Origin of the sequence: Geobacillus sp. WSUCF1, from assembly GCF_000422025.1 — a bacterium.
Taxonomy (GTDB): Bacteria; Bacillota; Bacilli; order Bacillales; family Anoxybacillaceae; genus Geobacillus; species Geobacillus zalihae.
The window spans coordinates 14,736-26,756 of the sequence record NZ_ATCO01000138.1 but is presented as its reverse complement, the minus strand read 5'-3'; the positions used below and the strand labels follow the sequence as shown (position 1 = coordinate 26,756).

The 12,021-nt window shown below is 55.6% G+C and carries 13 protein-coding genes; all 13 read left to right on the top strand.

What is annotated here, in order from left to right; genetic code table 11:
- Positions 1 to 25: 25 nt before the first annotated feature.
- The 13 genes from nadC to tgt all read left to right on the top strand — a co-directional run bounded on the left by nadC (position 26) and on the right by tgt (position 12,005).
- Positions 26 to 856, top strand: a complete 831-nt coding sequence (gene nadC / locus I656_RS03205) for a carboxylating nicotinate-nucleotide diphosphorylase (RefSeq protein WP_013524231.1) — start codon at positions 26 to 28, stop codon at positions 854 to 856.
- A 14-nt stretch (positions 857 to 870) separates the two neighbouring features.
- A complete protein-coding gene (gene nadA / locus I656_RS03210) occupies positions 871 to 1,974 on the top strand; it encodes a quinolinate synthase NadA (RefSeq protein ID WP_033006365.1) in 1,104 nt (367 codons plus the stop codon).
- 157 nt (positions 1,975 to 2,131) lie between these two features.
- Positions 2,132 to 3,748 (top strand): SafA/ExsA family spore coat assembly protein, encoded by a 1,617-nt coding sequence (safA, locus tag I656_RS03215; RefSeq protein ID WP_020756209.1) that lies wholly within the window; start codon positions 2,132 to 2,134, stop codon positions 3,746 to 3,748.
- Positions 3,732 to 4,676, top strand: coding sequence for a phosphotransferase (locus I656_RS03220; protein ID WP_033006364.1), 945 nt, complete (start codon positions 3,732 to 3,734; stop codon positions 4,674 to 4,676). The genes safA and I656_RS03220 overlap by 17 nt, the downstream gene beginning before the upstream one ends.
- A 34-nt stretch (positions 4,677 to 4,710) precedes the next feature.
- Positions 4,711 to 5,451 (top strand): NAD(+) synthase, encoded by a 741-nt coding sequence (gene nadE / locus I656_RS03225; protein ID WP_013144627.1) that lies wholly within the window; start codon positions 4,711 to 4,713, stop codon positions 5,449 to 5,451.
- A gap of 115 nt (positions 5,452 to 5,566) precedes the next feature.
- A complete protein-coding gene (locus tag I656_RS03230; RefSeq protein WP_020756206.1) occupies positions 5,567 to 6,301 on the top strand; it encodes a YhcN/YlaJ family sporulation lipoprotein in 735 nt (244 codons plus the stop codon).
- Between the two features lie 138 nt (positions 6,302 to 6,439).
- Positions 6,440 to 7,180, top strand: a complete 741-nt coding sequence (locus I656_RS03235; RefSeq protein WP_014196414.1) for a YebC/PmpR family DNA-binding transcriptional regulator — start codon at positions 6,440 to 6,442, stop codon at positions 7,178 to 7,180.
- Positions 7,181 to 7,406: 226 nt separating this feature from the next.
- Positions 7,407 to 7,883, top strand: a complete 477-nt coding sequence (locus I656_RS03240) for an intercompartmental signaling factor BofC (protein WP_011232069.1) — start codon at positions 7,407 to 7,409, stop codon at positions 7,881 to 7,883.
- Positions 7,884 to 7,986: 103 nt separating this feature from the next.
- A complete protein-coding gene (gene ruvA / locus I656_RS03245) occupies positions 7,987 to 8,571 on the top strand; it encodes a Holliday junction branch migration protein RuvA (protein WP_020756204.1) in 585 nt (194 codons plus the stop codon).
- A gap of 25 nt (positions 8,572 to 8,596) precedes the next feature.
- Positions 8,597 to 9,598, top strand: a complete 1,002-nt coding sequence (gene ruvB, locus I656_RS03250; RefSeq protein ID WP_033006369.1) for a Holliday junction branch migration DNA helicase RuvB — start codon at positions 8,597 to 8,599, stop codon at positions 9,596 to 9,598.
- Entirely contained in the window at positions 9,595 to 9,801 is a 207-nt protein-coding gene (locus tag I656_RS03255; RefSeq protein WP_011232066.1) for a DUF2905 domain-containing protein, read from the top strand. The genes ruvB and I656_RS03255 overlap by 4 nt, the downstream gene beginning before the upstream one ends.
- A 15-nt stretch (positions 9,802 to 9,816) precedes the next feature.
- Positions 9,817 to 10,845 carry a tRNA preQ1(34) S-adenosylmethionine ribosyltransferase-isomerase QueA gene (queA, locus tag I656_RS03260; RefSeq protein ID WP_020756202.1) on the top strand — a complete coding sequence of 343 codons (1,029 nt, stop codon included), beginning with the start codon at positions 9,817 to 9,819 and terminating at the stop codon, positions 10,843 to 10,845.
- Positions 10,846 to 10,862: 17 nt separating this feature from the next.
- The gene (gene tgt, locus I656_RS03265) at positions 10,863 to 12,005 is read left to right on the top strand and encodes a tRNA guanosine(34) transglycosylase Tgt (RefSeq protein WP_033006363.1); all 1,143 of its coding nucleotides are present in this window, start codon (positions 10,863 to 10,865) and stop codon (positions 12,003 to 12,005) included.
- Positions 12,006 to 12,021 lie beyond the last annotated feature (16 nt).

Genomic DNA, 12,021 nt, shown 5'->3' with positions numbered 1-12,021 from the left:
GGCAAAGAAAACGGAGGGATGAAAGATGAACCGGTTGAAGCTCGAACAACTGTTGCGACAGTTTTTTCTTGAAGATATTGGCGACGGCGATGTGACGAGCGAGACGATTTTTCCGGCTCATGAACGGGCATCAGGCATGTTTATGGCCAAAGCGGACGGGGTGGTGGCCGGCGTCGGCATTATTGCGGCGGGCTATCAGCTGCTGGATCCGCGCGTCGAAGTAACCATCATGAAACAGGACGGCGAACGGGTCCAAGCCGGCGAAACGATCGCCGTCGCATCCGGCCCGGTCGGGCCGCTGTTGTCCGGTGAGCGCGTCATTTTAAACTTGCTGCAGCGGTTAAGCGGCATTGCCACCGTGACGCGACAGGCCGTTGACTTGCTTGGCAATAGCTCCACACGCATTTGCGACACGCGGAAAACGACGCCGGGGCTGCGCATGCTTGAAAAATATGCCGTCACATGCGGCGGCGGCTATAATCACCGCTTTGGCCTGTACGACGGTGTCATGATTAAAGACAACCATATCGCCTTTTGCGGATCGATCGCCCGCGCCGTCAAAACGGTGCGGGAGCGGCTTGGGCATATGGTGAAAATCGAAGTAGAGACCGAAACGGAAGACGAAGTGCTCGAGGCGGTCGAAGCCGGGGCGGATGTCATTATGTTTGACAACCGGACGCCGGATGAGGTGCGGGCGTTCGTCCGGCTTGTGCCAAAGCCGATCATCACGGAAGCGTCGGGGGGAATTACGCTCGCCAATGTGGCGGCGTACGGCGCGACCGGAGTCGACTACATTTCGCTCGGATGTTTAACCCATTCCGCCCCGGCGCTCGATATGAGTTTCAATTTGCGATAATGGAGGGGAGAACCGTGAACGTCCTTGAACAGTTGAAACGGCTGGATGAGATGCCCAAACGGTATAAAACGATGGAACGAAGCGAGCTCGAAGCACGCGCCCGCGCGGTGAAAGAACGGTTCGGCCGGCGCCTTTTCATCCCGGGCCATCACTACCAAAAGGATGAGGTCATTCAGTTCGCCGATGCGACCGGCGATTCGCTTCAGCTTGCCCAGCTCGCGGCAAAGAACAGCGAAGCCGAATATATTGTGTTTTGCGGCGTCCATTTTATGGCGGAAACCGCCGATATTTTAACGAGCGACGACCAAACGGTCATTTTGCCGGACTTGCGCGCCGGCTGTTCAATGGCCGATATGGCCGATATTTTTCAAGTCGAGCGGGCATGGGCGGCGCTTATTGAGCGGTTTGGCGAGACGATCGTGCCGCTTGTGTACGTCAATTCGACCGCGGCGATTAAAGCGTTTGTCGGCCGCCATGGCGGAGCGACCGTCACCTCGTCGAACGCGAAAAAGATGATGGCTTGGGCGTTTTCACGGAATGAACGGATTTTCTTTTTGCCGGATCAGCATTTAGGGAGAAATACGGCCTATGCGCTCGGCATCCGTCTTGACGAGATGGCGGTGTGGGATCCGCATGAGGAGACGCTCCAAGGGGCGGACGATCTCGACAAGGTGAAAGTCATTCTTTGGAAAGGACATTGCTCCGTGCATGAAAACTTCACCGTGCGACAAATCGAGCATATTCGACGGATAAAGCCGGGAATCCATGTCATCGTCCATCCGGAATGCAGCTGGGAGGTCGTCCAGCAAGCAGACTACGCCGGTTCGACAAAATACATTATTGAAACGATCCGCAATGCTCCACCCGGCACCCAGTGGGCGATTGGAACGGAAATGAATTTGGTGAACCGGCTGAAGCATGAACATCCAGACAAAGAAATCGTTTCTCTCAATCCATATATGTGCCCGTGTTTAACGATGAATCGAATTGATTTGCCGCATTTCGTCTGGGCGCTCGAATCGCTTGAGCAAGGAGCGATCGTCAATCGCATCACCGTTCCGAAAGACATCGCCGCAGAGGCAAAAGAGGCGCTCGACCGCATGCTTTCGCTTGCCTAGCTTTTTCCCTGGCTTGACGAGGAGGGATCCTCGTTCGGTCAGGGATTTTTTTATCATAAATCAACGATCATCGTCATACATTGTGTTGAAAGACGATAACGGGAAACAAGCATGGTTCGATCGAGCGTAAACAGTCTCGGTTTAGGAGGGGAACGGAGTGAAAATCCATATTGTCCAAAAGGGCGACACCCTTTGGAAAATCGCCCAAAAATATGGAGTGGATTTTGAACAATTGAAAAAAATAAATGGGCATTTGAGCGACCCGAATATGATTATGCCTGGAATGAAAATCAAAGTGCCGACAGCAGGAGTGCCGGTCAAAAAAGAGACGAAAGCGCCTGTGTCACCCAAAAAAATGCACGTAAAAGAGCACCCGTACGCGGAGGCGAAACCGTTCGTCTCATTCCACATTGATGCCGAGCTTGACACTGCTGTCGCCCCTGTTCCGGAAGGCGAGGCAGCGGTAAACGAACCGGCGGGTGAGGCGCCGAAAGCAGTGGTAAAGAAAACGCCCAAAGCAGTCGTAAAGGAAACACCGAAAGCGCCGGAGAAGAAGGCGGAGAATGTGCCAGTGAATGAAGCGCCGAACGTGCCGGTGAACGAAATGCCAAATGTATCAGTGAATGAAACGCCGAACGTGCCGGTGAACGAAATGCCAAATGTATCAGTGAATGAAACGCCGAATGCGCCCATCAATGAAGCGCCAAAGGCCGTCGAGAAGGAAGCGCCAAAAGCGGCACCAAAAGCAGTGGTGAATGAAGCGCCGAACGTACCGGTGAACGAAACGCCGAATGCGCCCATCAATGAAGCGCCAAAGGCACCGGCGGGTGAGGCGCCGAAAGCGGCGATGAACGAAACGCCAAAGGCTGTCGAGAAAAAAGCGCCAAAAGCAACGGCACAAGAAGCACCAAAAACGCCGAAAGCGGAGGCAAAAGAAGGGGCAAAAGCGAAAGGCGCCTCTGTGCCGCCGCTTGTGCATACGATTCCGCCGGTGGCCCCGCCTCCTCAACTTTCGTTCGCTCAATCGCTGGCCAACGTGCCGCCGATTCCGCCGAAGCCGAGCAATATTTTGCCCAACATGATGAAAGAGGAGGACAATGAAAGCCCAGCTGAATGGAAAGGGGAACCGGCGGCTGAGAGCGAAGACGCGCCGCCGCTGCCGAACATTCCATACGTTCCTGTCGCCCCGCCGACGATCCCCATATTTGGCACTGACCAAGGATGTACGCCAGTGCCGCCAGTTTGGCCGGGGAGCGGTTTTTACGCGCCGCCGCTGCCGATCATGCCGACGTCCTATCCGCCATCGTCTGCGCCGTCGGCCGTTGGGAAAAGCGGTGAAAGTCCGGAAAACGGTTCGGCGCCGTTTCCCGGCATTCACGAAAGCAGCAGTGAATCATTAGAGCCGCCGTTTTCTGGGCCTGGGGTTGCCGCTCCGTTTGTCCCGTCCACAGGGGGCGTTCTCCCGCCGCCCGGCGCTGCAACGGCAGTTTATGCGCCGCCTGCGGCGTATACTTCGCCTGCCGGCTATCCGCCTTTTGGATATGCGCCGGCCTATGCGCCGCCCCCGTACTACGGAGGGTACGCCCTGCCGGGTCCATACGGATATGCGCCGCAGTCAGCGCCGCCGCTTCCGTGGCCAGGCGTCGTTTACCCGACAAGTCCAGCGGGATACGCGCCGCCATCCTACCCGCCATCATCCGCTCCGCCGACTGCCGGTCCGCGTTTGTTTAGCGAACCGCCGGATGAGGAGAGCGGGCATGGCGAGGAACAATAACCAAGTGAAAAGAGACGCCGCCGGCCGTCTCTTTTTTCTTCTTGAACGCCAATATCGGCTGGTTATTCAACAAGTTGTGGCATTGAAACCGCATGTCTTCGCCATTGCCGCCCGGCAAGGAATGTTTGTCGCCAAAGCGTATCGCTTTCCTGTTGCGGCCGCGCGGCACGCCTGGCTTCTTGCCGCATTAAGGAAGACCGGTTTTTCCGCCGCGCCGGCCCCTATGCCGATCGGGCGCGGAGGAGTGGTTGAAGCCGGCGGATGCTATTGGCTGCTGACGGAATATGTGGCCGGAGCGCGTCCAATCTCGTTTGCCGCTTGGGCTGACGCCGCTGACGGACTTCATTTGCTCGAACGTTACCATACCATAACGGCAAACATCGCCAGCAGCAAGCAGGAGGCGATGGGGCTGCCGCGTGCGCAGCTGTATGACAAATGGCGGCGCCGCTATGAGGAGTTTTGCCGACATTTGCCTGTTGTTGAAACGATCATGGACAAAGAAGACATTTTATTTACGCTGAGCTGGGCGGATTACTGTCTATCAACGTGTCGCGAGCATGCTCCAGAGTTGACGGCGGATTCTGCTGCCATCATTCATGGTGATGTCGCCTCCCATAATTTTTTGCGCACCACAACCGGCCAGATGTACCTCATCGACTATGACGCGGCCGCTCTTGCCTCGCCCGGGCTTGACTATTGCCAATACGCCAATCGCCTCTTGCCGTATATCGGTTGGTCATATTCAACACTCGCCCGTTTCGCTCCGCTTCGCCGTTGGTTGGAAAAACGCTGGTTTTTGCATGCGCTCTTATTTCCGGCTGATGTGTTTCGCGAATGGCGGTCAGCCGCCGCGCGCCGCCGCCCCCTTGTGTTTGACCGCAAGCGGAGAGAACGGTTTGTCCGCCGCCTTTATGCTATGCTACAATGAAGAATGGAATCTTTGGAAAAGGAGTCGAGGACGGATGCAAGAAAAAATTGACAAACTCGTGCAATGGTTGCGTGACCAAGTCTCATCAGCCGGTTTAAACGGGGCGGTCGTCGGCATCAGCGGCGGCATCGACTCGGCGGTTGTCGCCCATTTGATTAAGCGTGCCTTTCCGGACGATTCGCTGGGGCTGATCATGCCTTGCAAAAGCAATCCGAAAGATATGGAAGATGCGCTGAAAGTGGTGAAAAGCTGCGGCATCCGGCATTTGGTCATCGATTTGACCGAGGCGCACCGGACGTTGTTTGGCGCGGTCGAGGCCGAGCTGAAAGCCATCGGGGAATGGAGCGAAGAGCGCGCGCGCCTCGGCGATGCGAATACAAGGGCGCGTTTGCGCATGACGACGTTGTATGCGGTCGCCAACAATTACGGCTATCTCGTCGTCGGTACGGACAACGCCGCCGAATGGCATACGGGCTACTTTACGAAATACGGTGACGGTGGAGTCGATTTAGTGCCGCTCATTCACTTTACAAAAGGCGAAGTGCGCGAAATGGGCCGTCTGCTCGGCGTCCCGGAAGAAATTATCAAGAAAGCTCCAAGCGCCGGACTGTGGGAAGGGCAGACGGATGAAAGCGAAATGGGCACGACGTATGAAATGATCGATAAATATTTAAAAGGGGAAGATATTCCAGAACGCGATCGAAACATTATTGAACGGCTTCATGAACGTTCGCATCATAAACGGCAGTTGGCGATTGCGCCGCCGAAGTTTTAGCTGTCATCTCGTTGGGTTGAACTGACAGCGATAAACCCCCCGCGTTTGCCGCAAGCTAAACGTAAGGCTGGCTTCATGCCAGCCTTGGGCGAAGGAAACCAAGGGGGGTTTTCCATTGAGATACGCGGTCAGATGGATCGGCGCGTTGTCGGTCGCCGGATTGCTCGCCTCATGCACCAACTACCGGGCGAATGAGGAAGGGGCGCAGCGTTATCATGATGCGGCGAGACCGATCGGTTTTTACTCGACGGAGCGAGGCGACGATTTCCGCTATGGCCGATACGGGACGAATGCGCTCAATTATGACAACCGTTATATATGGGCGCGCCGCGGTCCGGTCACCGATTATTTGACGGACGGCGGCCGCCTCGGAGGACCAGCAGCGACCCGGTTTGACACGGACGTTCCGGCTCTTCCGCCCGACGTCGATTTCGGTGACAGTGATTACAACTACCATGGGCATTTGCACTCGCTAAACGTCGATCCGCACCCGTCGTACTACCGAAGCTATGCCGGCGGTTTGGCTGAGAAGCTCTCCCGCCGCGCCGCAGCGGTGAACGGAGTCGACGATGCCCGCGCGGTTGTGTATGGCGATCAGGCGCTCATCGCGATTGCCACAGACGCCCGCCATCCCAAGCGGCTTGAGAAGCAAATCGAGCAAGCGGTCGCTCCGTACGCGGACGGCAAGCGGGTGCGCGTCACCTCGAATCCGAGCATGTACCACCGCATTCGCACGATTGACAACGCGCTTCGACGCGGGACTCCAATCAATATGGAAGAAATCCGCCGTGATTTGCGCACCATTTTTATCGATGGCACGATTCAAGAACGGCCGGAAAACACTCGGTGACAAACGAAAAAGGCGTCCCCAAAAAGCGGGGCGCCTTTTTTCATGGCTGCTCCTTCGCTGGAGCTTGGCTGACAATTTCCGCGTTTTTTGCTATAGTAATAGTCGGAACATTCCGTTGCGATGAGAGGAGAACTGTCGATGGCTGGACATTCGAAGTGGAAAAATATCCAACGGCGGAAAAATGCTCAAGATGCCAAACGCGGCAAACTGTTCATGAAACTGGCGAAGGAAATTTATGTGGCCGCCAAAAGCGGCGGAGGCGATCCAGCGTCCAATCCGAGCCTGCGCCTTGTCATTGAGAAGGCGAAAGCGGCCAACATGCCGAGCGAAAACATTGAACGGGCGATTAAAAAAGCAACTGGAACCCAAGAACATACCAACTATGAGGAAATTCGCTACGAAGGATATGGACCAGGCGGCGTTGCCGTCATGGTCGTTTGCCTGACGGATAATAAAAACCGCACCGCCGCCAACGTGCGTGCGGCGTTTTCGAAAAACGGCGGCAATTTAGGGGAAACGGGCTGCGTCTCCTATTTGTTTGAGCGCAAAGGGCTGCTCGTGATTGACCGCGAACAGCACAACGTTGATGAGGATGAATTGCTGCTGTTGGCCATTGAAGCGGGCGCCGAGGAGATGGAAACAACGGACGAATCGTTCGAAATTTATACAGCGCCCGAATCGTTTGAAACGGTGAAAGACGAGCTGGAACAGCAAGGATTCACGTTTGCCAGCGCGGAAATTACGATGATTCCGCAAACGTATACGACGCTTGAGGGCGACGATTTGAAAAAAATGCTGAAGTTGATCGATACGCTTGAAGATGATGATGACGTCCAAGAAGTGTACCATAATTTGGACGAATCGGTGCTTGAGGAGTAGCGGCGTCCGTCGGCGAAGCCGGCGGATTTTTTTGTACATACGTTCGAAGGTCGTGGAACATAATGGAATATGATGATCGAGCGCCGTTGGCTCGATCCCCGCCCCACTTTTTGGATCGGCGGCAGCTTGCTTGGCAAAAAAGCTGATGGATCAAGGAATAAAATGGCGTCCGCTGGTGAAACTAGTGGCGTAAAGGAACCATCATCCGAGAAGAGAGGAACAAACGATGCGAATTCTTTCCCTCATACTGTGGATCGCCGCCATCGTGTTGCCGGTTCATTCGGCCTCCGCCGCACCGGTTAAGATGACGATTGTGCTCGAGCGGCAATACTTGGACGGAGAGATGAGCGAAGAGAAAGTCACCGAAACCGTCGATTCGATGACAGAAATATGGAAAAAATATCGCGGTTGGCAACTCGTGACGCTCGATGATCAGACGATCGTGTTTCGCAAAACAATCAACGACATTTCGCCGTTGTTAAAAACAAACGGCTACTTCGGAATTACGGACGATGGCACGTTGTCTATCTTCAACGGCAAACCGGGCCGGTCGAGCGAAATCATCCAGTCGTTTTTCCAAATCGACGTGCAAAAGCTCGAAAGCCGTCAGCAAGAAAAGCTGAAGAAAGGAATTCGCGTCCTCTCGAAAGAGCGGTATGAACAAGTGATCGAAATGTACCGCCATTTTGCGGTCGTCCAATAAACCAAGCGAAAGCCCGTGGTGCAAAGCGCATCGCGGGATTTCTTTTTGCTATAATGAAATCATATGATACAATGAAAGGACGAAAAAAGGAGAGGAGCATCCATTGATCGAGTTTATCCGTGGGTATGTCGATTACGTCTGCCCGGAATATATCGTCATCGACCATAACGGCATCGGCTACGAAATTTTTACGCCGAATCCGTTTGCCTTTCGCGAGAGCCGCGAGGCGGTGGTGACGGTGTATACATACGAATATGTGCGCGAAGATGTGCACGCTTTATACGGGTTTTCCACGCGCGAAGAGCGCAACTTGTTCACAAAGCTGCTTCAAGTGTCCGGCATCGGTCCGAAAGGCGGCCTCGCCATTTTGGCGGCCGGGCGTCCTGATGAACTGGCGCGGGCCATCGAGGAAGAAAACGAGGCGTTTTTATGCAAGTTTCCAGGCGTAGGCAAAAAGACGGCTCGGCAAATGATTTTGGATTTAAAAGGGAAGCTCGGGGCGCTTGCGGCGCCGGCGGCTGCACGTTCGGCCGCACCGCTTTCCGGTGCGCTCGCCGAGGCGGTGGCGGCGCTCAAGGCGCTCGGCTACGCTGAACGGGAGATCGAGAAAATCATTCCGGCGCTCCGCGAAGAAGCGATGTCGACGGAACAGTATGTGAAGCGGGCGCTGGCGCTGCTTTTGGGATAAACAGCGGCCAAAGGGAGGAATGACGGTGAAGGAACGGCTTGTATCCGGGGAGGTCTTAGGGGAAGAAACTGCGCTTGAACCGAGTTTGCGCCCGCAATATTTGCATGAATATATCGGGCAAGATAAGATCAAAGAAAACTTAAAAGTGTTCATTGAAGCGGCCAAGCTCCGCGAAGAGACGCTCGACCATGTGCTGCTGTACGGACCGCCGGGGCTTGGGAAAACGACGCTCGCCGTGATCATCGCCAATGAAATGGGCGTCAAGCTGCGAGCGACATCTGGACCGGCGCTCGAGCGGCCGGGAGATTTGGCGGCGCTTCTCACTTCGCTTGAGCCGGGGGATGTGCTCTTTATTGATGAGATCCACCGGCTGCCGCGGGCGGTGGAAGAGGTGCTCTATCCGGCGATGGAAGATTATTGCTTAGATATCGCGATTGGCAAAGGGCCGGATGCGCGCACGCTTCGCCTCGACTTGCCGCCATTTACGCTCGTCGGGGCGACGACGAGAGCCGGGGCGCTGTCGGCGCCGCTTCGCGACCGGTTTGGTGTCATCAGCCGGCTCGAATACTATCACGTCGACCAACTCGCCCAAATCATTGAGCGGGCGGCGGCCATCTTGCAAATCGGCATCGAGCGCGAAGCGGCGCTTGAGCTTGCCCGTCGGGCGCGCGGCACGCCGCGCATCGCCAACCGTTTGCTGCGGCGCGTCCGCGATTTTGCGCAAGTGCGCGGAGAGGGGGGAATTACGCTGCCGCTTGCTGTCGAGGCGCTCGAGCGGCTGCAAGTCGACCGGCTCGGGCTCGACCAAATCGACCATAAGCTGCTTTCAGCGATGATTGAAAAATTCGCCGGCGGCCCGGTCGGGCTCGAAACGCTGGCGGCCGTCATCGGCGAAGAAGCACAAACGATTGAAGAAGTGTATGAGCCGTACTTGATGCAGATCGGTCTCTTGCAGCGTACGCCGCGCGGGCGCGTCGTCACGCCGGCTGCGTACACCCATTTCGAAATGGAGGTTCCGAAGCGGTGAACAGCTTGCCAAAGTTGATCATGACGATCGGCGTTGTGCTCATCATGGTCGGGTTTGTCATGCAGTTTGTCAAACTCGGCCGCTTGCCGGGGGATATCGTCATCCGCAAAGGGAATATGACGTTTTATTTTCCCGTTGTGACATCCATCTTGCTGAGCGTTGTGTTATCATTGATTTTTTACGTGCTCGGACGATTTCGCTGAAGAAAGGAGAACTGCATGAAAGTCGATTTGTTTGATTTTCATTTGCCGGAAGAGTTGATTGCGCAAACGCCGCTTCCAGACCGGGCGGCATCAAGGCTCATGGTGCTCGATAAACGAACGGGCGCCATTCGCCATGAAACGTTTCGCAACATTATTTCGTACTTGAATCCGGGCGACTGCCTCGTTTTAAACGATACGCGCGTCATGCCGGCGCGGCTTTACGGCGAAAAAGAGGAAACGGGCGGAACAGTCGAAGTGCTGCTGTTAAAGCAATTGGACGGCGACCGTTGGGAGACGCTCGTTAAGCCGGGCAAACGGGTCAAGCCGGGGACGAAGCTCACCTTTGGCGAGGGGAAGCTTGAAGCCGTCTGCCTCGATACGCTGGAACACGGCGGGCGAGTGCTTGAGTTTTCGTATGACGGCCTGTTTTATGAAGTATTGGCCGAACTTGGGGAGATGCCGCTGCCCCCGTACATTAAAGAAAAGCTTGACGACCCGGAACGGTATCAGACGGTGTACGCCCGTGAAATTGGTTCGGCAGCGGCGCCAACCGCCGGTTTGCATTTCACCGAAGAGCTGCTTGACGCCATTCGCGAAAAAGGGGTGCATATCGTCTTCATCACCCTTCATGTCGGGCTTGGCACGTTTCGGCCGGTGCAAGTGGACGACGTCGAGAAGCACGATATGCACGCCGAATTTTATCAAATGAGCGAGGAAACGGCTGAGACGTTAAACCGTGTCCGGAATCAAGGCGGCCGCATCATCGCCGTCGGCACGACGTCGACACGGACGCTCGAGACGATCGCCGGCAAACATAACGGCCGATTTGTTGCAGAAAGCGGCTGGACCGACATTTTCATCTATCCGGGCTATGAGTTCAAAGGGATTGATGGGCTGGTGACGAACTTCCACCTGCCGAAATCGACGCTCATCATGCTCGTGAGTGCGCTCGCCGGGCGCGAAAATATTTTGCACGCGTATCAAGTAGCGGTCAAAGAGCGATACCGCTTTTTCAGCTTCGGTGATGCGATGCTCATCATTTGAGAAAGGAGACGAGCACGTTGACGACACCGATTCGCTTTGAACTGATCAAAACGTGCCGGCAGACGGGCGCGCGCCTTGGCATCCTCCATACGCCGCACGGCTCGTTTGAAACGCCGATGTTTATGCCGGTTGGGACGCTCGCCACGGTCAAGACGCTGTCGCCGGAAGAGTTGAAGGAAATGGGTGCAGGCGTCATTTTAAGCAACACCTATCATCTTTGGCTGCGCCCGGGGCATGACATTGTCGCGGAAGCGGGCGGGTTGCATGCGTTTATGAATTGGGATCGCGGCATTTTGACGGATTCCGGCGGCTTCCAGGTGTTTAGTTTGAGCGAATTCCGCCGCATCGAGGAAGAAGGCGTCCATTTCCGCAACCATTTAAACGGCGATAAGCTGTTTTTATCGCCGGAAAAAGCGGTCGAAATTCAAAATGCGCTCGGTGCGGACATCATCATGGCGTTTGACGAATGTCCGCCGTATCCCGCGACGTACGACTATATGAAACGGTCGGTCGAGCGGACGAGCCGTTGGGCGGAGCGCTGCTTGAAGGCGCACCGCCGCCCGAATGAGCAAGGGCTGTTTGGCATCGTCCAAGGCGGCGAGTATGAGGAGTTGCGCCGGCAGAGCGCCCGCGATTTAGTGTCGCTCGATTTCCCGGGCTATGCGGTCGGCGGGTTGTCGGTCGGCGAGCCGAAAGAGGTCATGAATCGGGTGCTCGAGTTTACAACGCCGCTTCTGCCGGCGGACAAGCCCCGCTATTTAATGGGCGTCGGTTCGCCGGATTCGCTCATCGACGGAGCGATCCGCGGCATCGACATGTTCGATTGCGTGCTGCCGACGCGCATTGGCCGCAACGGCACCGTGATGACGAGCGAAGGGCGAGTCGTCATCAAAAATGCTCAGTATGCCCGGGACTTTTCGCCGCTCGATCCGAACTGCGACTGCTACACGTGCCGGAACTATACGCGCGCGTACATCCGCCATCTCATCAAATGTGATGAAACATTTGGCATCCGCCTCACGTCTTACCATAACGTCTATTTTTTGATAAAATTGATGGAGCAGGTGAGGCAGGCGATCCGTGAAGATCGACTCGCCGATTTCCGTGAGGAATTTTTCGAACGCTATGGCTTCAACAAGCCGAATGCAAAAAACTTTTGACGACCGGAAAGGAGGG

Bases quoted from the DNA above. Each gene is read 5' to 3' on its own strand.
- nadC (WP_013524231.1), top strand. From the start codon at position 26: ATGAACCGGTTGAAGCTCGAACAACTGTTGCGACAGTTTTTTCTTGAA.
- I656_RS03220 (WP_033006364.1), top strand. From the start codon at position 3,732: ATGGCGAGGAACAATAACCAAGTGAAAAGAGACGCCGCCGGCCGTCTC.
- nadE (WP_013144627.1), top strand. From the start codon at position 4,711: ATGCAAGAAAAAATTGACAAACTCGTGCAATGGTTGCGTGACCAAGTC.
- I656_RS03235 (WP_014196414.1), top strand. From the start codon at position 6,440: ATGGCTGGACATTCGAAGTGGAAAAATATCCAACGGCGGAAAAATGCT.
- I656_RS03240 (WP_011232069.1), top strand. From the start codon at position 7,407: ATGCGAATTCTTTCCCTCATACTGTGGATCGCCGCCATCGTGTTGCCG.
- queA (WP_020756202.1), top strand. From the start codon at position 9,817: ATGAAAGTCGATTTGTTTGATTTTCATTTGCCGGAAGAGTTGATTGCG.